At 62.4% G+C, this 25,086-nt stretch carries 26 protein-coding genes and 1 pseudogene; 12 read left to right on the plus strand and 15 right to left on the minus strand.

What is annotated here, in order from left to right:
• The coding region (locus ASD01_RS36845; protein ID WP_244495262.1) for an aldehyde dehydrogenase family protein at window positions 1-461 on the plus strand (461 nt) is incomplete at its 5' end.
• Window positions 462-585: 124 nt separating this feature from the next.
• Here ASD01_RS36845 and ASD01_RS37290 read toward each other — a convergent pair.
• The 4 genes and pseudogenes from ASD01_RS37290 to ASD01_RS18940 all read right to left on the minus strand — a co-directional run bounded on the left by ASD01_RS37290 (window position 586) and on the right by ASD01_RS18940 (window position 3,312).
• On the minus strand, window positions 586-708 hold the full coding sequence (locus ASD01_RS37290) for a hypothetical protein (RefSeq protein WP_255381371.1): 123 nt from the start codon (window positions 706-708) through the stop codon (window positions 586-588).
• 173 nt (window positions 709-881) lie between these two features.
• Window positions 882-1,808, minus strand: a complete 927-nt coding sequence (locus ASD01_RS18930; RefSeq protein ID WP_034798976.1) for a dihydrodipicolinate synthase family protein — start codon at window positions 1,806-1,808, stop codon at window positions 882-884.
• Window positions 1,805-2,511, minus strand: a pseudogene (locus ASD01_RS18935) (ribonuclease activity regulator RraA). Before ASD01_RS18935 ends, ASD01_RS18930 begins: the two are co-directional and overlap by 4 nt.
• Window positions 2,512-2,526: 15 nt before the next feature.
• Entirely contained in the window at window positions 2,527-3,312 is a 786-nt protein-coding gene (locus ASD01_RS18940) for an SDR family oxidoreductase (protein ID WP_060644239.1), read from the minus strand.
• Between the two features lie 92 nt (window positions 3,313-3,404).
• Here ASD01_RS18940 and ASD01_RS18945 point away from each other — a divergent pair, with 92 nt between their 5' ends.
• Window positions 3,405-4,262 carry a LysR family transcriptional regulator gene (locus ASD01_RS18945; RefSeq protein WP_060644240.1) on the plus strand — a complete coding sequence of 286 codons (858 nt, stop codon included), beginning with the start codon at window positions 3,405-3,407 and terminating at the stop codon, window positions 4,260-4,262.
• 307 nt (window positions 4,263-4,569) lie between these two features.
• On the plus strand, window positions 4,570-4,872 hold the full coding sequence (locus ASD01_RS18950) for a putative quinol monooxygenase (protein WP_034798984.1): 303 nt from the start codon (window positions 4,570-4,572) through the stop codon (window positions 4,870-4,872).
• A gap of 49 nt (window positions 4,873-4,921) precedes the next feature.
• Here ASD01_RS18950 and ASD01_RS18955 read toward each other — a convergent pair whose 3' ends face one another.
• From ASD01_RS18955 to ASD01_RS18980, 6 genes are all read right to left on the minus strand, one after another.
• Complete coding sequence (locus ASD01_RS18955; RefSeq protein ID WP_051659470.1) at window positions 4,922-5,623, minus strand: FadR/GntR family transcriptional regulator; 702 nt, start codon at window positions 5,621-5,623, stop codon at window positions 4,922-4,924.
• A gap of 50 nt (window positions 5,624-5,673) precedes the next feature.
• Window positions 5,674-6,576 (minus strand): dihydrodipicolinate synthase family protein, encoded by a 903-nt coding sequence (locus ASD01_RS18960; RefSeq protein WP_051659479.1) that lies wholly within the window; start codon window positions 6,574-6,576, stop codon window positions 5,674-5,676.
• A 10-nt stretch (window positions 6,577-6,586) separates the two neighbouring features.
• Window positions 6,587-8,302 (minus strand): L-arabinonate dehydratase, encoded by a 1,716-nt coding sequence (gene araD, locus ASD01_RS18965; RefSeq protein WP_060644242.1) that lies wholly within the window; start codon window positions 8,300-8,302, stop codon window positions 6,587-6,589.
• Window positions 8,303-8,467: 165 nt separating this feature from the next.
• Window positions 8,468-9,244 carry an SDR family oxidoreductase gene (locus tag ASD01_RS18970; RefSeq protein ID WP_060644243.1) on the minus strand — a complete coding sequence of 259 codons (777 nt, stop codon included), beginning with the start codon at window positions 9,242-9,244 and terminating at the stop codon, window positions 8,468-8,470.
• 11 nt (window positions 9,245-9,255) lie between these two features.
• The gene (gene dgoD / locus ASD01_RS18975; protein WP_034798993.1) at window positions 9,256-10,404 is read right to left on the minus strand and encodes a galactonate dehydratase; all 1,149 of its coding nucleotides are present in this window, start codon (window positions 10,402-10,404) and stop codon (window positions 9,256-9,258) included.
• 56 nt (window positions 10,405-10,460) lie between these two features.
• Window positions 10,461-11,228 carry a FadR/GntR family transcriptional regulator gene (locus ASD01_RS18980; RefSeq protein ID WP_090301412.1) on the minus strand — a complete coding sequence of 256 codons (768 nt, stop codon included), beginning with the start codon at window positions 11,226-11,228 and terminating at the stop codon, window positions 10,461-10,463.
• A gap of 182 nt (window positions 11,229-11,410) precedes the next feature.
• Between ASD01_RS18980 and ASD01_RS18985 the strand changes: the two genes are divergently transcribed.
• From ASD01_RS18985 to ASD01_RS19025, 9 genes are all read left to right on the plus strand, one after another.
• Window positions 11,411-12,394, plus strand: a complete 984-nt coding sequence (locus ASD01_RS18985; RefSeq protein ID WP_060644244.1) for an arabinose ABC transporter substrate-binding protein — start codon at window positions 11,411-11,413, stop codon at window positions 12,392-12,394.
• Window positions 12,395-12,568: 174 nt separating this feature from the next.
• Window positions 12,569-14,083, plus strand: coding sequence for an L-arabinose ABC transporter ATP-binding protein AraG (gene araG / locus ASD01_RS18990; RefSeq protein WP_034798997.1), 1,515 nt, complete (start codon window positions 12,569-12,571; stop codon window positions 14,081-14,083).
• Entirely contained in the window at window positions 14,080-15,030 is a 951-nt protein-coding gene (gene araH / locus ASD01_RS18995) for an L-arabinose ABC transporter permease AraH (RefSeq protein WP_029742703.1), read from the plus strand. The genes araG and araH overlap by 4 nt, the downstream gene beginning before the upstream one ends.
• A gap of 3 nt (window positions 15,031-15,033) precedes the next feature.
• The gene (locus ASD01_RS19000) at window positions 15,034-15,921 is read left to right on the plus strand and encodes an aldose 1-epimerase (RefSeq protein ID WP_034798998.1); all 888 of its coding nucleotides are present in this window, start codon (window positions 15,034-15,036) and stop codon (window positions 15,919-15,921) included.
• 302 nt (window positions 15,922-16,223) lie between these two features.
• Window positions 16,224-16,667 (plus strand): PRC-barrel domain-containing protein, encoded by a 444-nt coding sequence (locus ASD01_RS19005; RefSeq protein WP_210339140.1) that lies wholly within the window; start codon window positions 16,224-16,226, stop codon window positions 16,665-16,667.
• A 322-nt stretch (window positions 16,668-16,989) separates the two neighbouring features.
• Window positions 16,990-18,222, plus strand: coding sequence for a glycine betaine/L-proline ABC transporter ATP-binding protein ProV (gene proV, locus ASD01_RS19010; RefSeq protein ID WP_060644245.1), 1,233 nt, complete (start codon window positions 16,990-16,992; stop codon window positions 18,220-18,222).
• A 22-nt stretch (window positions 18,223-18,244) separates the two neighbouring features.
• On the plus strand, window positions 18,245-19,129 hold the full coding sequence (locus ASD01_RS19015) for an ABC transporter permease (protein ID WP_029742707.1): 885 nt from the start codon (window positions 18,245-18,247) through the stop codon (window positions 19,127-19,129).
• Window positions 19,130-19,200: 71 nt separating this feature from the next.
• Window positions 19,201-20,076, plus strand: coding sequence for a glycine betaine ABC transporter substrate-binding protein (locus tag ASD01_RS19020; RefSeq protein WP_060644246.1), 876 nt, complete (start codon window positions 19,201-19,203; stop codon window positions 20,074-20,076).
• 78 nt (window positions 20,077-20,154) lie between these two features.
• Window positions 20,155-20,421, plus strand: coding sequence for a helix-turn-helix domain-containing protein (locus tag ASD01_RS19025; RefSeq protein ID WP_226020894.1), 267 nt, complete (start codon window positions 20,155-20,157; stop codon window positions 20,419-20,421).
• Between the two features lie 156 nt (window positions 20,422-20,577).
• Here ASD01_RS19025 and ASD01_RS19030 read toward each other — a convergent pair whose 3' ends face one another.
• Genes ASD01_RS19030 through ASD01_RS19050 form a run of 5 tightly spaced genes read right to left on the minus strand, consistent with a single transcriptional unit; the run spans window position 20,578 to window position 25,083 of the window.
• Window positions 20,578-21,489: an FAD:protein FMN transferase gene (locus ASD01_RS19030; protein WP_082584649.1), complete on the minus strand. Its 912-nt coding sequence runs from the start codon at window positions 21,487-21,489 to the stop codon at window positions 20,578-20,580.
• Between the two features lie 4 nt (window positions 21,490-21,493).
• Window positions 21,494-22,075 carry a nitrous oxide reductase accessory protein NosL gene (locus ASD01_RS19035; protein ID WP_029742711.1) on the minus strand — a complete coding sequence of 194 codons (582 nt, stop codon included), beginning with the start codon at window positions 22,073-22,075 and terminating at the stop codon, window positions 21,494-21,496.
• A complete protein-coding gene (locus ASD01_RS19040; protein ID WP_060644247.1) occupies window positions 22,072-22,893 on the minus strand; it encodes an ABC transporter permease in 822 nt (273 codons plus the stop codon). The genes ASD01_RS19035 and ASD01_RS19040 overlap by 4 nt, the downstream gene beginning before the upstream one ends.
• Window positions 22,890-23,789, minus strand: coding sequence for an ABC transporter ATP-binding protein (locus ASD01_RS19045; RefSeq protein ID WP_060530200.1), 900 nt, complete (start codon window positions 23,787-23,789; stop codon window positions 22,890-22,892). Before ASD01_RS19045 ends, ASD01_RS19040 begins: the two co-directional genes overlap by 4 nt.
• Entirely contained in the window at window positions 23,755-25,083 is a 1,329-nt protein-coding gene (locus ASD01_RS19050; protein ID WP_060644248.1) for a nitrous oxide reductase family maturation protein NosD, read from the minus strand. Before ASD01_RS19050 ends, ASD01_RS19045 begins: the two co-directional genes overlap by 35 nt.
• Window positions 25,084-25,086: the final 3 nt, after the last annotated feature.

The following is a 25,086-nucleotide window of genomic DNA, read 5'->3' on the forward strand; positions in this document are numbered from 1 at the left end:
AGAGCCAGCTCAACCAGGACACCGACTATATCGCCATCGGCCGCCAGGAAGGCGCCAAGCTTGCCTTCGGCGGCGAGCTTCTGAAGCGCGACACGCCCGGCTTCTACCTGCAGCCGGCGCTGTTTACCGAAGCGACGAACGCGATGCGCATTTCTCGGGAAGAGATCTTCGGCCCGGTTGCATCCGTCATCCGGGTCAAGGACTACGATGAGGCGCTCACGGTCGCCAACGACACGCCCTTCGGTCTGTCCTCGGGCATTGCCACCACCAGCCTGAAGCACGCGACCCATTTCAAGCGCAATGCCGAAGCCGGCATGGTGATGGTCAACCTGCCGACGGCGGGCGTCGACTTCCACGTGCCCTTCGGCGGTCGCAAGGGTTCGTCCCACGGCTCGCGCGAGCAGGGGCGCTACGCCGCCGAGTTCTACACCACCGTCAAGACGGCCTACACGTTCGCTTGAATGTGAGGCAAGCCCCGGCGTCCAACATCCATCTCGGTGTTGGGTGGCGGGGCTGTTTCGATATACAGATCAGGCCGCAAGGATAATCTCCGAGGCCGCCAGCTCAGGAGGTCGCGATTTTCTCTCAGAGAACGGGATAGAGGCCTCGCGAAGACACCACGTACTGGATCGCCGCAAGCAGGATCGCGACCACAACGATCACACCGATACGCAACGTTCTTTCAAGGAAAGTTTCCTGGCCCTGCATCGTCAAACCTCGTTCTGAAACAGGTGTATCGACAATCGGCAAGGTCAGAGTATCAGGCGCGCGAGCGCGAGCACAGACCGCAATGACAAGTCGCAGAACGGGAACGACCTTTAACAACCCGTCCGCCGCTTCAGATCAGAGACGGACGGGGGCCCCCGGGGAGAAGAAGCGGCCTAGAAAGCAGCTCGCCTGTCGTATCTCGCGAGACGGGCAAGCAGATAGTCCACTTCCGCCCGCGCTGTCGGGGTCAGCATCTGGGCTGGCTTGCGTTGCGCGTCGGTGGCGATAACGCCGCGACGCTTCAGAACGTGCTTGCGAATGGCAAGGCCAATCCCGAGCTGCTGCTCGTAACGGATCAACGGCAGGTGCGCGTCGAATAGATCGTGCGCTTCATCCCTTTTCCCGGCCGCAGAAAGCTCCATCAGTTCGGTAAGCATGTCCGGAAAACCGTAGCCGGTCATGGCACCATCGGCACCGCGCTCCGGCTCAAAGTCGAGGAAGAGGCCGCCATTGCCGCACAGGATGGAAAATTCGCGAAGTTCGCCCGCCTTCTGCATGGCGCGCAACTTTGATATTTTCTCAAGACCGGGCCAGTCCTCGTGCTTCAGCATCAGGCAGGACGAATGGTTGGCGATTATCTTCGCGATGACGCCAGGCGCCATGACAACAGTGAGGGTCAGCGGATAGTCCTGCAAAACCCACGGCACATCTTGGCCGACCGCTTCCACCGCACCTGCGAAATAGTTGACGATCTGATCATCCGTGCGCAGCGCAGGTGGCGGAGCGATCATGACGCCGGCAGCACCCATCTCCATCGAGTCACGCGCCAGCGAGCGCATGCTGGCAAAACCTGGAGCGGATACCCCGACGATGACAGGAATCTTCGACCGGGAGACCACCCGCTTGACGATGGCTCTGCTTTCCTCCGGTTCGAGCTTCGGGGCCTCGCCCATGATCCCAAGGATCGTGACGCCGGTGCAACCGCTCTCCTCATAAAAGTCTGTCAACTTGTCGATCGAATTGAAATCGATCGAGCCGTCCTCGAAGAACGGTGTCGTCGCAATGGCGTAGACGCCCTTGGATTGCGTGCTGAACGTCATTTCTGGCTTTCCTTCCAGGCCTCGTACCGGGCCTTCGTTTCAGCGGTCATCGGGTAAAGACCGGGAAGCGGCACACCCCGATCCACTTCACTCATGATCCAGGCTTCCATACGCTCCTGCTCGGGTGCCTCAGCGAGCACCTCTTCGAGAAGCGCGGCCGGGATCAGGACTGCGCCGTCGTCGTCGACGACGACAATATCATCAGGCAGAACGGCGACGCCGCCGCAATTGATCGGCTCCTGCCATCCAACGAAGGTCAAGCCTGCGACTGAAGGCGGTGCCGCAACACCATTGCACCACACCTTCATGCCGCTCGCCAGCACCCCCTCGGCGTCCCGCATCACGCCGTCGGTAACGAGGCCGGCAACTTTGCGTTTCGCCATGCGGGCACACAGGATGTCGCCGAAGATGCCGGCATCACTGACGCCCACTGCATCGGCAACGGCGACGCAGCCCTCTGGCATCACTTCGATCGCCGCCCGCGTGGAGATTGGCGACGCCCAGCTCGCAGGCGTGGCGAGGTCTTCCCGGGCAGGAACGAAGCGCAGCGTAAAGGCCTTGCCGACAACCCGTCCCGGCCGGGCTTCAGTGGTTTCGTGCCGCGCAGCCAGATGTTGCGAAGCCCTTTTTTGAGGAGAACCGTGGTGAGCGTCGCGGTGGAGACGCTCTTCAGAGTTTCAACGACGTGAGGCTCAAGTGTCATTAGAAACCTCGCACATCAGATGCTGTTGATCAGCCCGCCATCGACACGGATGACTGAGCCGGTGATATAGGATGCGCGGGGGCTCGCAAGGAAGCTGACGGTGTCGCCATATTCCTTCGGATCGCCGTAGCGGCCGACCGGGATCGACGCGGTGCTTTCAGCCGTGACCTCGGCGACGGGGCGCTTCTCGCGCTTGGCCTTCTGTTCGTCCAGAAAAACGATCCGCCCGGTGGCAATACGCCCCGGCAGCACGATGTTTGCGGTGATACCGTCGCGACCAACCTCACGCGCCAGGGTCTTCGACCAGCCGACCAAGGCCAGGCGCAGGCTGTTCGATATCCCGAGATTTGCAATCGGCGCGACGACGCCGGAGGACGTCGAGGTAATGATGCGTCCCCATTTGCGCTCGCGCATACCCGGAAGCACCGCATCGGTGACCGCGATCACCGAGCGAACCATGAGGTCGAAATATTTCGACCAATCGTCGGGCGACTGTCCGGCGGCGGGCGTTGGCGGCGGCCCCCCGGTGTTGTTGACAAGGATGTCGACCGGTCCGAACGCAGCTTTTATGGCATCGAGCTTCTGACCGATCAGGGAAAGGTCGCCGATGTCCCAAACGAGCGGAATGGCCTTGCCGCCTGCGCCGCTGATTGCCTCTGCCGTCGCCGTGGCGCTTTCCTCGTGGATGTCGGCGACAACGACGGAAACGCCTTCGGCCGCGAGCGACCTGGCGATCGCGCCGCCAAGCCCACCACCGGCGCCGAATACGAGCGCGGTCTTGCTGTTCAACTGAAGATCCAACTCTTCCTCCTGTTGTTTGACGGCACTATGCCAAGGCGGAAACGGAAGAAAAACCTTCCTTTTTATCCCTTCAGACGATAGTAAAAATAACGATGGAAACGCGCTTTCTCGAAACCTATCTGGCGGTGGTTCAGCATGGCTCGCTCGCCGAGGCATCACGCCGCATGGGCGTCACGCCAGCGGCGGTCGCGCAACGGATCCAGGCGTTGGAAGACGAGATCGGACTGCCTCTTCTTGCGCGATCAGGCCGGCGGGTGAAGCCAACCGAAGCGGGCCTCGCAATCCTGGAAAAGAGCCGGCGCGTTCTGGCCGAAGTCAGGCAGTTAAAAGGCGTGGCGCGCGACGACCAGGCATTCGGAGAACTCCGTCTGGGCGCCATCTCGACGGTTCTGACCGGCCTGCTTCCGAATGCCTTGCGGCGGGTTTTCGACAGGACGCCGGGCATCGACATCTTCCTGCTGCCGGGCACGTCGGCCGAACTCTACAACAGTGTCGCTGAAGAGAAGATCGACGCGGCAATCCTTGTCAAACCGCCCTTCCCCATTCCAAAGACGCTCAACTGGGACCTCATCCGGTCGGAACGGTTCGTACTCCTGGCCCCCCCGGACCTTTCAGAGACCCCCGTCGACCGCCTGCTTCGCGAGCAACCGTTCATTCGATACGACAGAAGCAACTGGGGTGGCCGACTGGCCGATACCTACCTTCAAACCCAGCGAATTCTCCCTCGAGAGTGGCTGGAGCTTGATTCACTTGAAGCCATATCGATGATGGTTGAGGCTGGACTTGGCGTGTCGCTGATGCCCGACTGGCGCTCGCCGCTCTTCGACAACCTGCGCGTCGCGCGGCTACCGCTGCCGAACGCGCCGAGCCGTGAGATCGGTTTGCTCAGGCCACGCAACGCACCGTCTGGCCGACTGATAGAGATCGTCCTCGACGCCATCCGATCATAGAAAACGAGGGGCACGTCGGCGGTCGAGTTCTAGGAGATTTGCTCTAAGCAGCGGCCTGCCGCCGGAACCGAGGCCGGCGATCCGGCAACGCGAGCACAGATTATTCGCCAACTCCGAAATAACATTTCTGTCCGTGACGGATTATCGGACCGGGCTGCACCGCACTATCGTCACTCTTGGTCGATCCGGGCTCCTAGATGAGTATGTACCTCGATCGGCCCACGGCATTTCAAACCCGTTCACACGCCACCAACCCGCAGAACCACCCCGAGATCGTTCGCACCAGCGCCCGACGCAAGGAACCGTCATGACCACACAAAAGGTAATCTCCATCGCGATTTTGAAGGCCAAACCGCACCAACGCGAGGCCCTCCGGCAAGGCCTGCTTGGTCTCATCGCTCCAACGCGGGCAGAACCCGGCAACCTCGACTATGTCTTGTTCGAGCTGCGAGATGAGCCCGGTACCTTCTACATGCGCGAAGCTTTCGCCGACCAGCTTGCGCTCGACGCGCACTTCGCAACACCCCATTTTCAAGCCTTCGCGACCGAAATCGATACCCTCCTTGAAGAACCTCTGCGCCTGATTTTCTTGGATCAGGTCTCCCCGTGAGCCGCGGTGACGATCTCGAACTTGCGGGCGGTATCGCCGGAGCAACTGGTTAGGAGGCGAAATTGCGCTTGTAGGTCGACGCGATCAACGCTGCAGCGCGTTCGAATGCCTTGTCCTCGTCGCGTTCTTCGATCGCGACGAGGATCGCCTCATGCTGGGCCAGGGATTGGCCGAAACCGCCTGTAGCCGCCATCGTCTTCGGGATGCTGATGGAGAGCGCTGCCCGAATGACGGAAGCAACCGGCAAGAGGAAGCGGTTGTGCGCGGATTGAAAGATGTTGAGGTGAAAGGCGATATCAGCCTCGATCGCGTCTTCGACACGAGCGCCGCCTTCCGCCATTCGTGCGAAAGCGGCCCGAATCTCTGCATGCTCGGCCGCAGATCCGCGTCTGGCGGCAAGGCGTGCAGCAAGCGGTTCGATCGACAGGCGGAGCTCGAACAGTTCTTCGGCAAGCGTTGCCTGATCCTCCGCGTCACTTTGCCACGAAAGCACGACGGGATCGAGGGTGTTCCAGTGTTCGGCCGCCCGCACGCGTGTCCCGAGGCGGGGCTTTGCCTCAATGAAGCCCTTGGTCGACAGGATCTTCAGCGCTTCGCGCAACGTCGTGCGGCTGACGCCGAGCGTCGCCAGCATGTCGGCTTCCTTGGGCAGGGTATCGCCAACCTTCAGCTCGCCGAGCGTGATGCGGCGGCCAATATCGCCTGCGATGCGAGCAGGCAGGCCGCGATCCTCCCGAGCGATTGCCTTCATGCCCACTCTCTCCATTGCATCTCCGCCCCGTTCATAGCCGGTCGCCCCGATCAGGAAAAGCCACCCATCGCGGCCGCGTAGCGGCGGGTCATCTCGATGCCAATCGCGGTCGGTCGCATGGCCGGCGCACGGTCGTGGATGGTTATGCCCGCCCGTTCGCCGAAAAGGCGCTTCCCGTAACAAAGCAGCGTCTCGATGCCCTGCATGGTGAAGACCACGCCGGGCAGCATCTGCCGATAAGCCTCTTGCGCGTGCTCGTCCCAACCGTCTGAAAAGAACTCGTAGGCGCGCACGGCATAGTCGATCGAATCTGGCGCAAGGATCAGGCCGTGGCAACCGATGCGCAGGTTCTCGAGCAGCTCGAGGCCCGCACGACCATTAAATACCGGCAACCGGCCCTCGGTAACCTCGATGAGATGGGCGATGTCGACGACAGGCCCCTCGCCCTTGACCAGCCGAATGTTGGGGTGTTGGCGCACCAGCTCGCGAATATCTGCGGCCGTCAGCCCTCGTCCCATCAGGGCCGGGGCGTTCTGAATGGCAAGCGGCAGCTCGGTCTGATCGGCGACGCGGCCGAAGAAGCGGATGTACTCGGCGGCCGAGAACTGGCCGACCATCGGCGGCTGGAGGATCAGCCAGTCGGCGCCGGCCCGTGCCGCATGGCGCGCCTGGCGCACCTGTTCCTCGACCGACGCGCCAAAGATCGTCAGGACGACCGGCACCTGGCCGGCCGTATCCTCGACCAGCCACTCCATGATTGCCATGCGCTCGACCTCGTCGAGCTTGGAGGCCTCGGTCGCAAGGCCGAGCCCTGCCATGCCGTGCACGCCGCTTGCCAGGCAGATCTCCGTCTGGCGGCGCATGGCGGCACGATCGAGCTTTTCGTCCTTGTCGAAAAGCGCGTAGAGGATGGCGTGGATGCCATGAAGGCTTTCGATACGGAAGTCGTCCACCGTCGCCTCCTCAATGGCTTTCGCGCGGAACTGCGTGGCCGCGGCTGCCGACAAGAAAATCGAGATCCGCGCCGGTGTCGGCCTGCATCACGCGCTCGACATAGAGGCCCTGATAACCACCGACCATTTCCGGGGGTGGCGCGGTCCAGGCGGTTTTTCGCCGCGCCAGTTCCTCGTCGCTCACGTCGAGGTGGAGTCGGCGGCCGGCAACGTCGAGCTCAATCCAGTCGCCATCCCTTACCAGGGCCAGCGGGCCGCCAACCGCAGCTTCGGGTGCCGTGTGCAGGACGACGGTGCCAAAGGCCGTCCCCGACATGCGGGCATCCGAGATCCTCACCATGTCGCGCACGCCCTTTTTCAGGAGCTTCTGGGGGAGAGCCATGTTGCCGACCTCAGCCATGCCCGGATAGCCCTTCGGGCCGCAGTTCTTCAGCACCATGATCGAGGTCTCGTCGATGTTAAGATCCGGGTCATCGATCCGCGCCTTGTAGTGGTCGATGGTTTCGAACACGACAGCGCGGCCGCGGTGCTGCATCAGCGCCGGGGTCGCCGCGGAAGGCTTGATGATCGCGCCGTCAGGCGCAAGGTTGCCGCGCAGCACGGCGATGCCGCCACTCGACGTCAGCGCCCGATCGATCGGCAGGATGACGTCGTCGTTGTAGTTCTCGACAGACTCGATGTTGGCGCCGACGCTTTGGCCGGTCACCGTCAGGGCGCTGAGTTCCAGAAGCGCGGCAATCTCCTTCATGACGGCGGGCAGCCCGCCGGCATAGTGGAAATCCTCCATCAGATAGCGCCCCGAAGGCATGAGGTTGAGGATGGTCGGAATATCGCGGCCGAGCCGGTCCCAGTCGTCGAGAGAGAGCTTCGTGCCAATCCGCCCGGCGATTGCCAGGAGATGCACAACGGCGTTGGTGGAGCCGCCGATCGCACCGTTGACGCGGATGGCATTGGCGAAGGCGTCACGGGTCAGGATCTTCGACAGGCGCAGGTCTTCGGCAACCATTTCGACGATCCGCCGCCCGGTTAGCCGCGCCAGCCGGGCGCGGCCCGCATCAACCGCCGGACAGGCGGCATTGCCGGGCAGCGCAAGCCCGAGCGCTTCAACCATGGACGCCATGGTCGAGGCGGTGCCCATCGTCATGCAATGGCCTGGCGAGCGCGACATGGCGCTTTCGGCCGCCATGAAATCCTGTTGAGACATGACACCGGCACGCACGTCTTCGGAAAACTTCCAGACATCGGTGCCTGAGCCGATCGTGCGACCCTTGAAGCGGCCGTTCAACATCGGCCCGCCGGAGATGACAATCGAAGGAAGATCGCAGGAGGCGGCCCCCATCACCAACGACGGCGTGGTCTTGTCGCAGCCCGCCATGAGCACGACGCCGTCGATAGGGTTGCCGCGGATCGCCTCCTCTACGTCCATCGAGGCAAGGTTGCGGAAAAGCATGGCGGTCGGCCGCAGATTGGACTCGCCGCAGGAAAACACCGGGAACTCCAGCGGCAGGCCACCGGCCTCGAGCACGCCTGCCTTGATGTGTTCGACCAGCCCGCGGAAATGCGCATTGCAGGGCGTCAGCTCCGAGAAAGTGTTGCAGATGCCGATCACCGGCCGCCCGTCGAAGACGTCGTCGGGCAACCCGTTGTTCTTCATCCAGCTGCGATGAATGAAGGCGTCCTTGTCCAGTCCGCCAAACCAATGCTGCGATCTTAATTTCCTGGACATGTGTCCTCCCCGATTACCTCAAGCGCTCGCGCTCATTGCATTTCTCATATAATCGGAGTTATTACAAATCAAGCGATGACCGGCCTGACGGGAAGGCAAAGAAAAACCTCCGGCTGGTGAGGCCGGAGGTCGAAAACAGTGGAGGGGAGCTGTCGAAGTGGCCCTTCAGGGATGGTGCAGCACGCTCATACCGCCATCGACCGTCAGGCAGGTGGCGTTCATGAACGGGCATTCGTCCGAGATCATGAAGAGTGCAGCCTTGGCGATTTCCTCCGGTGTTGCGATGCGGCCGCCGGGATGGAGCTTCATGGTATCGGCCTCGGCGGCGACCGGATCGGGGAAACTGTTCCAGTATTCCACGGCCTTCTGCGTGCGGACATAACCCGGCCCCAGCGCATTCACGCGCACGCCCTGCCCGGCATATTCGAGCCCCAGCGCCTTGGTCATGCCGAGAAGCGCATGTTTGGCGACCGGATAGGGGAAGGTGTGCGGGATGATGGTGAAGGCGTGGGTCGAGGCAATATTGAGGATGACGCCGCCGCCCGCCTCGATCATGCCCGGCAGCACAGCCTTGCTGCAATTCCACGCACCCTTGAGATTGATGTCGAAGCAGCGCTGCCAATCGGCATCCGAGAGCTTCAACGGCTCGAAGAAGACGTTGACGCCGGCATTGTTGACGAGCGCATTCGGCTGACCGATCTCACGGGCGGCGGTAACGACGACCTGCTCGATGGCATCGGCATCGGTGATATCGGCCGTGGCGTAGCCGACCTTCCCGCCCGACATACGCAGGCGCTCGGCTTCGCTCGCCAAGAGGTCGCCATCACGGTCGATGAGGAAGAGGCCCGCCCCCTCGCCAAGGAAGGCTTCAGCGATCGCAAGGCCGATGCCTTGCGCTGCGCCGGTGACAACGACGCGTTTTCCCTCAAGACGACCCGCCATATCCGCGCTCCCTACCACTCGGCTACGCTGCCATCGGCGTGGCGCCAGATCGGGTTGCGCCAGCGATGGCCTTCCTTTGCGCGCTCGATGACATATTGCTCATCCACCTCGATGCCGAGGCCAGGGCCTTGCGGGATAGACACGAAGCCGTCCGCGTAGTGGAACACCTCCTTGTTGGAGATGTAGTCGAGAATGTCGTTGGCCTCGTTGTAGTGGATGCCGAGGCTCTGTTCCTGGATGAAGGCGTTGTAGCTGACGGCATCGACCTGAAGGCAGGCGGCAAGCGCGATCGGTCCCAGCGGGCAATGCGGTGCCAGCGCCACGTCGTAGGCCTCCGCCATCGCAGCAATCTTGCGGCATTCGGTGATGCCGCCGGCATGCGACAGGTCCGGCTGCAGGATATCGACATAGCCGTCGGCCAGCACCGACTTGAAGTCCCAACGCGAATAGAGCCGCTCACCGAGCGCGATCGGCGTCGAGCAATGGTTGGCAATTTCCTTCAGCGCCTCGCGGTTTTCCGAAAGCACCGGTTCTTCGATAAACAGCAGGTTGAAGGGCTGAAGTTCCTTCGCCAGGACCTTCGCCATCGGCCGGTGCACGCGACCGTGGAAATCGACGCCGATGCCGATATGCGGGCCGATCGCCTCGCGGATCGTCGCAATGGTTTCGACCGCCTTTTCCACCTTCTCCCAGGTGTCGACGATCTGCATCTCCTCGCAGCCATTGAGCTTGATGGCCTTGAAGCCGCGAGCGACGACGTCGCGGGCATTTTTGGCGACATCGGACGGACGGTCACCGCCGATCCAGGAATAGACCTTGATGCGGTCCCGCACCTGGCCGCCAAGCAGCGCATGCACCGGTTGGCCATAGGCCTTGCCCTTGATGTCCCAGAGCGCCTGGTCGATGCCAGCAATCGCCGACATGTGGACCGCACCGCCGCGGTAGAAGCCGCCGCGATACATCACCTGCCAATGGTCCTCAATCAGCAGCGGATCCTTGCCGATCAGATAGTCCGCAAGTTCGTTGACGGCGGCTTCCACGGTCAGGGCGCGGCCTTCGACAACCGGCTCACCCCAGCCGACGATGCCCTCGTCGGTCTCGATCTTCAGAAACAGCCAGCGCGGCGGAACGATGTAGGTGGTGAGCTTGGTGATCTTCATGGTGCGATATCCGCTGGGTCAAGCAAGGCGACGACGTCGGCCGCCGGGAAGGGGTTTCAGCGCGCCGACGGGGCGGGCCGGTGACGTTCTACGGCAAGCTTGAGGTCGCGGGCGGCAAGATCCAGCATGCGCGTGGAACAGTCGCGCGCCCTCGCCTTGTCGCGCAGACGCAGTGCCTCGACCAGTTCGCCATGGATATCGATTGCTTCGTCACGACGTTCGGCAACTTCATTGGAGGCATACAGCGAGAACTTCAGCGCCGCCTGGATGATGCCGACGAGTTGCAGGAAGACCTGGTTATGGCTGGCCTTGAGCAGGCAGGTATGAAAGGCGACGTCGGCATCGGTGAAACCGACGACATCGCGCTCGCCGTCACGCATCGCCTGCCAGGCGCGCTCGAGGTCGGCAATTTCCTGGACGGTCGCGCGTTCGGCCGCAAACTCAGCGGCCGCCGGCTCGATCGCGCGGCGCGCCTCCAGAACGCAGTTCAAAAGATCGAATTCAAAGATGCGCTCGCCGATCCATTCGAGCACCTGGGAATCTAGGATGTTCCACTCGTCCTTGTTGCAGACGATCGTGCCCACCCGGGAACGGCCGCGGACCATGCCCTTCGATTCCAGCACCTTCAAGGTTTCGCGAATGACGGTCCGGCTGACGCCATAACGTTCGCAAAGGTCGTTTTCGCGCGGCAGGAAGGAGCCGACCGGAAAGACGTCGGCGCAGATGTCCGAGGCGATGGCGCGCGTCACGTTCTTTTGAACGCGAGGGCGACGCTGGCCGCGCTCCTGCGCGCCGTTGCTGTAGTCCTGCTCTTCCACCGCCATTTTCCTCCCGCTCCCGTCTCCCTGTCGCTCCATAGCGCAGACGCTTGGAGGCGACAACGCAGCGAAGCACATTATCGTTATACATCACTACCTCATTCATCATACAAAGGCAATTGACGAATATGATGATTCATCATACACAAAGGCTCACTGCAGGAGGCAGTTCACCAGGGAGAGACATCATGCGCTTTATCAAGGCAGCCATTCTGGCTGGTACCGTCGCCGTGTTTGCGGCAACCTCGGCGTTCGCTGCCGACGTCAAAATCGGCTTCATCGTCAAGCAGCCGGAAGAGCCGTGGTTCCAGGACGAATGGAAGTTCGCCGACGTCGCCGCTAAGGAAAAGGGCTTCACGCTGGTCAAGATCGGTGCGGAAGACGGCGAGAAGGTTCAGTCGGCAATCGACAATCTCGGCGCCCAGGGCGCGCAGGGCTTCATCGTCTGCACCCCTGACGTCAAGCTCGGCCCCGGCATCGTCGCGAAAGCGGCCGCCAACGACCTCAAGCTGATGACGGTCGACGACCGTTTGGTCAACGCCGACGGCAGCCCGATCGAAGACGTGCCCCACATGGGCATTTCGGCGACGAAAATCGGCGAAGCTGTTGGTCAAGCCCTGGTCGACGAAATCAAGAAGCGTGGCTGGGACATGAAGGACGTCGGCGCGATCCGCGTTTCCTACGACCAGCTCCCAACGGCGGTCGACCGCGTTGAGGGCGCGCTTTCAGTTCTCAAGGCCAACGGCTTCCCGGAAGCCAACATCTTCGACGCGCCGCAGGCCAAGACCGATACGGAGGCAGCACTTAACGCCTCGACGATCGTGCTCAATAAGAACGCCGGCATCAAAAAGTGGGTTGCGATCGGCCTCAATGACGAAGCGGTACTCGGCGCCGTGCGCGCAACCGAGACGGTCGGCATTGCTCCCGACAGCATGATCGGCGTCGGCATTGGCGGCGCGGACTCGGCGATCAACGAGTTCAAGAAGCCTGCAGCGACCGGCTTCTTCGGCACCGTCATCATCTCGCCGAAGCGCCACGGCTATGAGACCGCACTCAACATGTATGAGTGGATCGCCAACGGCAAGGAACCGGAAAAGCTGACCCTGACCGCCGGCCAGCTTGCGCTGCGCGACAACTACGAGGCCGTACGCAAGGAACTCGGCATCGAGTAATCGCTGCTTGCGACACGAGATCACGATTGTTTGGGTCGGACCGACCCAAACAATCAACGTGATCGATTCTGGTAGTTTAGAGCGGGATGCGGGCGGAAAACCGCGCACACTTTCCGCATCCCGCTCTATCGGCCCGGCGGCCCGGCTGCCTGGCGTTCCGTATCGGAGCCGCATATGCAAGACTTCCTTGAATTCCAATCGATCTCCAAGGGCTATCCCGGCGTCCAGGCGCTGTCGGACGTCTCGTTTTCTGTGCGCAAGGGCGCCGTCCATGGCCTCATGGGCGAGAACGGCGCGGGCAAGTCGACGCTTATCCGCCTGCTCTCGGGCGACCAGTCCGCCGATAACGGCGAGATCCGTATTGAAGGCGAAGCACAAGGCTATCGCTCCGTGCGCGATGCGTTTCGCGCCGGTGTTATCGTCATCCACCAGGAACTGCAGCTCGTTCCGGAACTGACGGTCGCCGAAAACCTCTGGCTCGGCCACTTCCCCGGCAAGGGCGGGGTAATCGATCGGCGCCAGTTGCTTCGCGTCGTCGGCGAGAAGCTTGCGGAAATCGGCATTGACGTCGATCCGTCCGCCAAGATCGCCTCGCTCTCGATCGGCGAGCGCCAGATGGTCGAGATCGCCAAGGCCGTCATGCTTGATGCGCGCGTCATCGCGCTCGACGAGCCGACCTCGTCGCTGTCGTCCCGCGAAAGCGAAATCCTCTTTGCCCTGATCGAACGCCTGCGCTCGAATGGCACCGTGATCCTCTATGTCTCCCACCGGCTCGATGAGATCTTCCGGCTTTGCGACAGCCTGACTGTGCTGCGCGACGGCAAGCTTGCCGCCCATCATCCTGACATTTCCAAGGTCACGCGCGACCAGATCATCGCCGAGATGGTCGGACGCGAGATCTCCAACATCTGGGGCTGGCGGGGCCGCGATCTCGGCGCGGAACGTCTGCGCGTCGACGCGATCTGCGGTCCGAAGCTGAAGACACCCTTGAGCTTCTCGGTCCGGCGCGGCGAGATCCTTGGCTTTTTCGGCCTGATCGGCGCTGGCCGCAGCGAGATGACCCGGCTGGTCTATGGCGCAGACAGACGCCACCAGGGAACCGTGACGATCGACGGCGCGATCGTGCGGGCCGACAACCCGCCACAATCGATCCGCGCCGGCATGGTCCTGTGCCCAGAGGACCGTAAGTTCGACGGCATCGTTCAGGGGCGCAGCATCGAAGAAAACATGGCGATTTCGTCGCGCCGGCACTTTTCGCCCTTCGGCATCCTGAACCGCAAGAAGGAAGCGGAACTGGCGGACCGCTTCATCGCCAAACTTCGGGTGCGCACGCCGTCCCGCAAGCAGGACATCATCAATCTCTCCGGCGGCAACCAGCAGAAGGTCATCCTTGGCCGCTGGCTCTCCGAACAGGGCGTGAAGGTGCTGATCATCGATGAGCCGACGCGCGGCATCGATGTCGGCGCCAAGTCGGAGATCTACGAAATCCTCTACGAACTCGCTGGTCAGGGCATGGCGATCGTCGTCATCTCCAGCGAATTGCCCGAGGTGATGGGCATTACCGACCGAATCCTCGTCATGTGCCAGGGCCGGATCGCCGCCGATTTCGCGCGCACCGATTTCGACGAACGACGCATCCTCGCCGCCGCCCTTCCCGATGTTCCAACCGAGCAGGTTCAGCCGTCATGACTTCCTTGAAAAAACTTCTTCTCGGCGAACAGGGTCTGGTCGTCATCTTCGCCGTCGCCTTCGCCATCGTGGCGCTGACGGTTCCGAACTTTCTGACTGAGCGCAACATGCTCGGCCTGCTGCAGTCGGTCGTCACCATCGGCATCGTCGCCTGCACGATGATGTTCTGCCTGGCCTCGCGTGACTTCGACCTCTCGGTCGGCTCGACCGTCGCCTTCTCGGGCATGGCCGCCGTGATGGCATCGAACGCCTCGGGTTCGATCCTCGTCGGCCTGATTGCGGCACTCCTGTGCGGCGGCTTCGTCGGCCTCGTCAACGGCGTGGTGATTGCGCATTTCCGCATCAACGCGCTGATCACGACGCTTGCCACCATGCAGATCGTGCGCGGTTTCGCGCTGATTGCGTCTGACGGTCGCGCCGTCGGCATCAACGACCCGAGCTTCTATCAGTTGGCACTGTCGAAGTTCCTGGGCATCCCGACGCCAATCTGGGTGATGGGTTGCTTCTTCCTCGTCTTCGGTTTCGTGCTGAACCGCACTGTCTTCGGCAAGAACACGCTCGCGATCGGCGGCAACCCGGAAGCCTCACGCCTCGCCGGCGTCAATGTCTCCAACATGCGCATATGGATCTTCGCACTGCAGGGCCTCGTCTGCGCTGTTGCCGGCGTGCTGCTCGCCTCGCGCATCACGTCAGGCCAGCCGAATGCGGCAACCGGTCTCGAACTCTCGGTCATTTCTGCCTGTGTGCTCGGCGGCGTCTCGCTTGCCGGCGGCCGGGCGGCGATGACCGGCGTGATCGTCGGTGTTCTCATCATGGGCATTGCCGAAAACGTCATGAACCTGCTCAACATCCAGGCCTTCTACCAGTATGTCGTGCGCGGCCTGATCCTTCTGCTCGCGGTGCTGCTCGACAATCTGCGCTCGGCCGCCGCCGGTCGTCGCAGTTAGGGCATGACGGAAGACATCGTCCTCCTCGAAAACGAAGAAGGGCTCACCGTCGAGGTGAGCCCGCTTGGCGGCGCGATCCTGTCGGCCCGCTGGCGCGGTATTCCTTTGCTGGCGCCGACGTCGGCACCGGGGCTTGCCTCGCAAGTGTTCGGCGCCGAGGCCTGCTTTCCGCTGGTGCCCTTTGGCAACCGCATTGAGGCCAACGGCTTCCAATTTGACGGTCGCGACTACAGGCTGGAAAGAAAAACCACCGATCCGCTCGTTTTGCACGGAGACGGCTGGCTTGGACGCTGGTCGATCCTGCAGCGCGATCGGCAATCGCTCACCCTTCGCTTGGACCAGGAGGCAAGCGTTGCCACACCCTTTGCCTATGAAGCGATAGAGACGATCGCCATCGACGGACCGCGCCTGATCCTCTCGCTCTCCATCACCAACCGCGCCGACCAGGCCCTGCCATACGGACTGGGCTTCCATCCATTCTTTCCGCGCACGCCTGAAACGCGCCTCATCGCCCGTGCCGACCGATATTGGAGCGAACGGGAAGGTCATCTGCCAGACCGCCCCGGCCCCATCCCTCAGAACATGAACTTTGCATCCGGTTCCCCCTTGCCCCCGAACTGGCTGAACAATGCCTTCGACGGCTGGGATGGACGAGCCCGCATCGAATGGCCGGAAACGGGGCTTGCCGCTTCGCTCGAGGCCGATGGGCATTTTCGGTTCTTCGTTCTCTACTCGCCGTCGGCGACAAGCAGCTTCTTTTGCTTCGAGCCGATGAGCCATCGGCCGAACGCGCACCGCGATCAACGCGACGGCGGCCTCGTCCGCCTGCAGCCTCTCCAGACTGTGACCGGAGCGATCGCGCTCAGCGTCGAGGAACTGGCGAGCGGGTAACAGTTCGCAAAGAGCGGTTTCGCATCCAGCAATCGTTTACAAGTAACCCTGGGTGAAATTGCTTCAAGTGAAAATTATTGGTTGCTACCGCGGGCTCCCCGCGCCTGTGCGAACAGCCGGTGCCAGCGCGCCACAGGCGGGATAGCTGTGGATTGTGCAGGGCATTGGGGACGAAGGCGAAAGGATCAAAGGCTTCGCAAGATTGCTTATACCAATGATTCCGTGGAACTTTTTTGAGCAGGCTCCGTTTAGAAGCCGCCACGACCGCCCCGGTCGGTGGCGAGACTGAACAGGAGATATGCATGAATTATGTGACCGCCGCCGCGCTTTCCCTTGCCCTCGTTTCCAGCGCCGCCTTCGCGCAAGAACCCGCAGCAAACGGCGCAGATGCGATGCTGGTCGGCCCCGGCATCACGATGGGTACCGCCGCAACGATGCCGCTGAAATATGTGGAAATCAAAGACACCGATATCGTCAATTCACAGCTCATCGGCGTCGATATCTACAACAAGCAGAACGAGACGATCGGCGAGATTTCCGACGTCGTCATCGGCGACGGCAAGTCCGTCATCGGCATTGTCGCAAGCGTCGGCGGTTTCCTCGGCGTGGGCGAGAGCTATGTCGTCATCGACCCGGCGTCAATTGCACTTGCCAACGACAACGGCACTTGGAAGGCCTATGTCGACACCAACAAGGATGACCTCTCCAAGGCACCAAAATTCGATTACGGCAAGCTGAAGAAATAGTGACCGGCCCTGCCGCGCGCGTTCGCTTCTACGGCGAACGCGTTTTCGTCTTCGGGCGCCTGCACATCCGCCACCGAATAACCGCATTCAGATTGCGCGAAAGCATTCCATTTTCTGCGACAAATACCGCCAGGACTTAGTTTTCTATTCTCACAATGTGGACATTTCTGCACGAGTGTGCCAAAAGACAATCGGATTGCGACATGATGTCGTATTTGCGCAGGCCTTTCTGGTCGTGCGCTTCTCCGTTTTCGCTGATCGTTTCATCAGCCTTTCATAAACAAAGGAGAGTGCCCCGCTTCCGGAGCCGGGCCCAGAACATATGGCATTTCAAACTGAGAGCGACCGCTCGGCCGACGAGCAACCGGTCAAGATCAGTATCAAGAACGTTTTCAAGGTTTTTGGCGAGCGGCCGGACGAGGCGCTGAGCCTTCTTAAAGCCGGCAGCACGAAGGCGCAGATCCACGCCGAGACGGGTTGCACCATCGGCGTCAACAACGCGACCTTCGACATTCGGGCCGGCGAGATCTTCGTGATCATGGGGCTTTCGGGTTCCGGCAAGTCGACGATGCTGCGTCTCCTCAACCGCCTGATCGAACCGACCTCCGGTTCCATCGAGATCGATGGCAAAGACGTAGCACGCTTGCCGCGCAGCGAACTGATCGCCTTGCGCCGCCGCGACATAAGCATGGTCTTTCAGTCCTTCGCGCTGCTGCCGAACCGCAGCGTTATCGACAACGCGGCTTTCGGCCTCGAGGTCGCTGGCGTCGGCGAGGCCGAGCGCAAGGCCCGCGCCCGGACGGCTCTGCACGCTGTCGGGCTGGAAGGATACGACGACAGCCGTCCCGACCAGCTCTCCGGCGGCATGAAGCAGCGCGTCGGCCTTGCGCGAGCGCTCGCCGCCGAGCCCTCCGTGCTCCTCATGGACGAAGCCTTCTCTGCCCTTGACCCGCTGATCCGCACCGAGATGCAGGACGAACTTGTCCGCCTTCAGGCCGAACACAGTCGGACCATCGTGTTTGTCAGCCATGATCTCGACGAAGCCATGCGGATCGGCGACCGCATCTGCATCATGCAAAATGGTGAGGTCGTGCAGGTGGGCACCCCGGACGAAATCGTATTGAAGCCCGCCAACGAATATGTGCGGTCGTTCTTCCGCAATGTCGATGTCTCTCAGGTCTTCCGCGCCGGCGACGTCGCCCGCAAGACGCAGGTAACGATCATCGAGCGACAGGGTGTTTCGGCCGCAGCTGCACTTGAGCGCATGGAACACTACGATCGCGAGGTCGCCATCATTCTCGGCCGCGACAAGACCTATCACGGCATGATCAGCCGGTCTTCGTTGATCGCAACCGCCCGCGACGGCGCCGCCGACCCCTATCGGCGCGCCTTCCTGCCGGATATCGAGCCGATCCCGGCGTCGGAAAGCTTGTCCAACGTGCTTGGGAAGGTGGCTGCAAGCGCGTTCCCAATGCCTGTCATCGACGAAGCCAACCGCTACCTCGGCTCGATCAGCAAATCCGCGCTACTCGAAACGCTCGATCGCACCGCCTGATCCAGTCCTTCGGAGACAATTCATGACTTTCGATATCGGTGACGGCGTCGACAGCGCCGTCAACTACATCCTCGACAATTTCGCACCGCTGCTCGATCTGATCGCTGCCGCCATCGGCACCGTGACCAACAGCATCCAGGCGGCACTTCTCGCCGCCCCCTTGGCCCTCGGGCTCGCGATCTTCGTGCTTTTGTCGCTATGGCGCGTCGGCTTCGGCTTTGCGGTCTTTACCGCCCTTTCACTGATGCTGGTCGAACACATGGGCCTTTGGTCCGCGATGATGGAAACCCTGTCGCTCGTCATCGCATCGACGCTCGTTGCCATGCTCATCGGCCTGCCGCTTGGCATCGCCATGGCGCGCAGCGATCGCGTCGCGGCATCCGTGCGGCCCATGCTGGACCTCATGCAAACCATGCCGGCCTTCGTCTACCTCATCCCGGCGGCGATGTTCTTCGGCCTTGGCGCCGTGCCCGGGACGATCGCAACGGTGATCTTCTCGATGCCGCCGGTCGTGCGGCTCACCAATCTCGGCATCCGTCAGGTGCATGTCGAGTTCATCGAGGCCGGCAACGCCTTCGGCTGCACCGCCTGGCAGCTGCTCGTGAAGGTGCAACTGCCGAACGCCATGCCTTCGATCATGGCCGGCATCAACCAGACGATCATGCTTTCTCTCTCCATGGTGGTGATCGCCTCGATGATCGGTGCGGGCGGCATCGGCAACACGGTCCTGACCGGCATCCAGCGTCTCGACGTCGGAACCGGTTTCGAAGGCGGTCTCGCCGTCGTCATTCTCGCCGTCATTCTCGACCGGATCACCCAGAGCTTCGGCAAGGAGCGCGCCAGCCCGTGGCGCGTCCTGTTCCGCCGGCGACAGGAACAACCCCGGACCTCCCCCGTCACTGCCTGACGCTGCGGACTTTCCCATCCATCTGGCAGCGTTCGCACTGCCGCTTGCAAACGTTCAAGAAAGGAACATCCATGTTCAAGACCCTTGCGACCATCAGCCTTGCGGCCAGCATTGCCGCCGGTACGTTTGGCGCGGCTGCCGCAGAGGAAAAGCCACCCGTCAGGATCGGTTGGGCCGCCTGGTCGGACGCCGAGTTCGTCACCAAGCTCGCCGCAAAACTGATCAAGGACGAGCTCGGCCAGGAGGTCGAACTGGTCCAAACGGACATCGCTCCGCTTTACCAGGGTGTCAGCCGCGGCGACCTCGATGCCATGATGATGGCTTGGCTGCCGGAAACCCACGCCGACTACTTCGCCAAGGTGAAGGGCAAGGTAACGACCCTCGGGACCGTTTACGACGGCGCCAGGCTCGGCTGGGTGGTTCCGAAATACATTCCCGAAGACGCAATCGCCTCGATCGACGACCTCAAGAAGGACGATGTGAAGGAGAAGCTCAAGGGCAGGATCGAGGGCATCGATCCCGGCGCGGGCCTTACGCGTCTGTCCGAGCAGGCAGTCAAGAACTACGCGCTCGACGGATACAAGCTGCAGATCTCCAGTGAGGCCGGCATGCTGACGACCATTGACCGCGCGATGCGCAAGAAGGATTGGTTTGTCGCCACGGCCTGGAGCCCGCATTGGATGTTCGGCAAGTACGAGCTTCGCTATATAGCGGATCCGAAGAACGCGCTCGGCAAGGCCGAACGTGTGGACGTGCTGGCACGCAAGGACATCGAAAAAGACAACCCCGAAGTCTCAGGCCTGCTGTCGCGCATGAAGCTGCCGATCGCCGATCTTGAAGCCGCGATGTTTAACGCCCAGCAGACCTCCTACGAAAAGGCTGTCGACCAGTACATCGCGGATCATCCCGACCAGATCAAAGCCTGGCTCGCCAAGGACGGTGGCTAAGCTCTGCCGCTCGCGTCCACAACCGACGCCCGCGATCTCGTTGCGGGCGTACCTCCCGACAGAAGGATCATCGACATCATGAACGACATGCTTGCACCCCGCGCCACGGCCGACGCCACTGACGACACGATCGGTGGCCGCATTTCGCTTGCCCGCGATGCCATCAAGCTTTCGATCGAAGAGATATCGGCAATCGCGGGTGTTACCGAAGAGACCTGGATCAGCTGGGAAAACGACCGCGCAGAACCGAGGGCCAACCGCCTCGACATGATGGCCGGCATCCTGCAGGTCAACATCGCCTGGCTTCTCGATGGGCGCGGAACAGGACCAGTGGAGGCGAGGTAGTCCGCAAGGACTGCCCCGTTCGGCGCGCTCAGGAAGAACACCAACACCATCACAGGCGATCGTCGCTGCGGTCGCAGCCGCCTACCTTTCGCCGATCGGGGCCGAGACGGATCCGACCCTTCTCAAGCCCCCGATGACGTTCCTTGGTCGCCCACCTTAAACGGAGGCGGCTTCCAGGCGGACGCCGTCAAAACGCGCGTTCATCGCAACGATCGATCCGGCATCAGGCATCAGGCATGCAGCCGTCGCCAGCGCGTCGGCGATGGCAGCGGATGATGCCGACACCGAGACAGAGCGCCAGTTTGCTGGCGCGGGCATTCCGGTCAGGGGGTCGAGAATATGTCCGTCTCTGGCTGCTTGATCGAAGGTCGTGCCGAGAGGGGCGGAGGTGGCGACCGCCCGCTGGCGCAGCGGCAGGCGCTCGCCTGATTCCAGCCGGACGGGCCATCCGCCGCCGCCCGGTCGTCCCCCGAGCGCACGGAACTCGCCGGTATCGATCAGAATGTCCGTCAGTCCCTCAGCTTCAAGCATTGCTGCTACGCGGTCGGCGACATACCCCTGGCCGATGCCGTTCAACGTCAGCGCCATGCCCGGATGCAGCGTGATCGCTGCTGCATCGAGCTTGACCTTGCCCCAGCCGACGTTGCCACGCACGCGATCAACGTCCGCCGGGCCGGGTCGCGTGCCGTTTGCAGCCGATTGAGCCCAGAGCGTCCAGAGCGGCTGTACCGTCGGATCGAAGCGCCCGCCGCTTGCCAGGTGGACTGCGTTGGCCAGTGACAGACATTCCAAAAGCTCGAATGGCGGGTCTTGAAGATGACCGTCGCGGTTCAGGCGGCAAAGCGCGCTGTTGGCACGGTAGAGGCTAAGGATGTTTTCCAGACGGTCGATCTCCGCCATGACCCTGGAGACGACCGTCTCGGCCTCGGGGTGCGCAATCCGGATCGAGGCACGCGCGCCAAGAGCCTGACCTGTCCAGAAGCGGGTTGCCGCGTTGGCGTGGGCGATGGCGGGCGCCGTTGCGAGAACTGCAGAAATTGCAATCAAGCGGCGTCGGGTCAGCAGCATGGGGTCAACCTCCGGCTGGATGGGGCAATGCGCGCAGACGGCCGAGATAGTCTTCGTCGTCCGCTCGCGGTTCCGAGCCGGTCTCCACCGGCGTCAAAACCATGGCATCGGTAATATCGGCGAGCGCAAGCACCTGGCCGCCCTCGGCAAGAACGAAGGCCGCAGCCTCGTCGCGGCTTGAAAACGGCACGGCTTCGGGCGCACCCATGCCGCCTCGCCGGGCAGAGCCGACCACGTAGAACGCCTTGTCGGCGGCGATCCAGTTGCCGTCACCGGGCTGGTCCCACGTTGCCCCCGCAGCCCCCATGTCATTGACATAGATGACGAGGATCGGCGCAATCTGCTCCGGCCCACGCGCATAGGCGATCGCATCGCGCACCTGACTGAAGAAGAGCGGCGCGGGGCTTCCTTCCAGAAAGATCTGGGCCTTCGGGCCGGGGTGCTCCAGAAGGTTCATCTGGCAGTAATGACCGAGGGTCTCGGGCGTCATGTCCTGCGGCACGATGCTTTGGGCGACGTCCTCCTTGCAGGCGGAAAGCAGCGCCAGAGCGGCCGCAACGAGAACGAAGCGAAGTCGGGTCCTCATGGGGTCACCTTTCGGAAGGCTGCGGCGGCAAGGGCTATGGCGGCGAGTGGCCAGGCGAGAAGGGAGGCTGCCGATTGCCAGAGCGGGATCGTGCCGGCGGCGCCACCCAGTCCGCCTGCGGCAGAAACGGCCTGTGCGGCCGAGAGGTTAAAGACACGAAAGGCGTCGGCAGGGTTGGCAAGCAGCGCAACGGGCAATGCGTATGTGGTGAAGGCACCGCCTCCATCCGTCACGATTAACGCCAACAGGGCGAGGTCGTAGAGCACCACCGCCACCAGCCAGAGCGCGATGGCCAAGCCCGCCGCCCCCGACGGCCGTCGCGCCAAAGCCGAAAGCGCATAGCCGGTGCCAAGAAAGGTCGCACCCAGCAGCACCGAGGACCAGATCAGCCGCCATAGGGCGCCAAGCCCCGCGGTTGCTCCAGGATCGAACCAGACGGCTGCGAGCGCCGCCGCGCCGTAGCCAAGCGTCACGGCAAGACCGAGGATTGCGAGATGCGCCAGCAGTTTGCCGAGCAGAATCTGCAGGCGTGAGACGGGATAGGTGAGAAGCAGTGGCAGCGTGCCGCGTTCCACTTCGCCAGCCACCGCATCGAAACTCATCAGCAATGCCAAAAGCGGAACCAGATAGACCGCAAGCGAAGTGAGCGAGGCGACCGTTACGGAGAGCCGGTCGACGCCGACATCGCCCGTCGGGGCAGAGCCGGCGGCGGCCAGCACCAGGGCGAACAGCACCATCATGCCGGTGGCGATAGAGACCCAACGATTGCGCAAAGCGATACGGAATTCGCTGACGGCGGTGGCAAGGATGCGGTTCATTGCCCGTCCCTCCGGCTGAAGTGGCTGTAGATGTCCTCGAGGCTGGGAGGGATGACATCAAGATCGGCAATGGCGCTCCCAAGCGCCGCAATGCGGGCAAGGAGCGGCAGTTTTTCCGACTGCGAACCGCGAAGGCGCAAGAGACCGTCCTCCCCTTCCACCCCCTCGGGAAAGGTCGCTGCCAGCGCCGGCGCATGGCCCGGTGCGGGGCGAACGGAAAAGGCGACCGGAAGTGCCGCGCGGGTCCGAAGATCGGCAAGCGTACCTTCTGCCACCAGTTCGCCACCGGAAAGGATGAGGATGCTGTCGGTGCGGGCCTCCACCTCGGTCAACACGTGGGAGGAGAGCAGGATGGCGGTTCCTTCTGCGGCCAACCCGTCGAGCAGGTCATAGAAGTCCCGTCGCGACACCGGGTCCAGGCCAGAGGTCGGTTCGTCCAGCACCAGGAGACGGGGGCGGCCGATCAGCGTCTGGGCCAGACCCACCCGCTGGCGCATGCCCTTGGAATAGGTACCGATCCGACGCCGCGCCGCGTGGCCAAGTCCGACCCTCGCAAGAAGCTCCGTGGCCTGCTTCGGGTTTTCGCCACGCAGTGCGAGATAGTGGCGAAGCTGTTCTTCTCCCGTCAAAGCCGGGTGAAAGGCGACATTTTCCGGCAGATACGCCACCTGGGTCCGCGCGGCGGGCGAACCGGGCGCGGAGCCGCAAACAGAAACCTCGCCGCTGTCGAAGGGGATGAGGCCAAGCACGATCTTCATCATCGTCGACTTGCCCGCACCGTTATGGCCGAGCAGTGCCGCGCGCCGTCCCGGCTCCAGCGCAAGGGAAACGGACTTGAGCGCTTCCACCGATTGGAAGCGCTTAGTGAGCCTGGAGATTGTCAGCGTCGGTGTCATCGTAATTTCCTTCAGTCCAGCGCCCTGCGGCCTCGGCCTCATAGGCAAGGATTTCGAGCGGGACAGGGATGGTCAGGGGGCGCATCAGCGGCGCGCTGTCGCGCACGCCTCCAGGCAGCGTGGCGGGAAAATCCCGCTGGCTCCAGCGAACGATCTGCACGGCCGGCGAGCCGGTGAGCAGGCTTGCCGCGGGCTGCGACCAGAGGATCTGGTCCATCAGGTCGTTGGGGCGGTAGAAACTGTCGGCAACGCCGTCGCCGTTGAGGTCGAAGGCCGGATGATCGGACCAGAAATTGCCCCGGCCTTCATGGCTCCATTCCATATTGCGGGTGCCGACGTATTTGACCTGCTCGCGGTTGGCGATGAAGGCGTTGCCTGTCAGCACATTCTTTTCCGAACCGGCGGTGAAATGTATGCCAATGCCGCAGCTCTCGAAGCGATTTCCCCAGACCAGGTTCTTGTGGGCGTTGTAGATGAACAGGCATTTCTTCGTGCCCCCGCGCACCAGATTGCCTGACACGTCGGCATTGTTGGCATAGTTCAGCATCAGCCCATGCTCGCGGTCGCCGAGGCTGAGATTGTTCAGGATCTTCGCGCGGTTGGAGAACATGATCGCAAAGCCCAGATGGTTTCCGATCGAGATGTTGTCGGAAACCTCGGTGTTGCGGGTGTACATGAAGTGCACGGCAAAGCGCAGGTCGCGCATGATGTTGCGGCGATAGATGCTGTCGGCGCTGGCGTTTGAAAAGATGCCGTCGCGACCGTAGCGGATAATATTGTCTTGAAGCAGCGTACCGGGGCTGTTCCAGACATAGATGCCGTTACCGCGCTCGTTCATGCGGGCGCTGCGCGTGCCGATGATCTCGTTTCCGGAGACAATCGTGTCGCGGCCGCCATGGACGTCGATGCCGTGCATGTTGTCGGTGACGAGCAGCTTTTCGACACGGGCGCGATTGGCGCCTTGAACGATTTTGACCCCGGCGTCGAGATCCTGGTTGATGCGACCCGAACCGGTGACGGTGAACCCCGTCAAGGTGACGTCCGACGCGGCAATCGTCACCACGCTACCCTGCTTAAGCCCATTCACCACCGCTCCACGCGGACCGGTGATGGTCAGTGGTCGGTCGATGGTGACGGGGCCGTCATAGGCCCCGTCGGTCAACACCAGCACATCGCCGGGTTGGGCCCCGGCGATGGCTGCGGCAAGACTGCCCGCACCCGGCACGACTGCGCGCTCCGCCGCTAAGAGCGGAGAGGCGAGAAGAAAGCCGATCAGGAGAACGGACAGCCGCATCGA

Origin of the sequence: Ensifer sp. Root423 (genome assembly GCF_001426275.1) — a bacterium.
GTDB lineage: Bacteria > Pseudomonadota > Alphaproteobacteria > Rhizobiales > Rhizobiaceae > Ensifer > Ensifer adhaerens.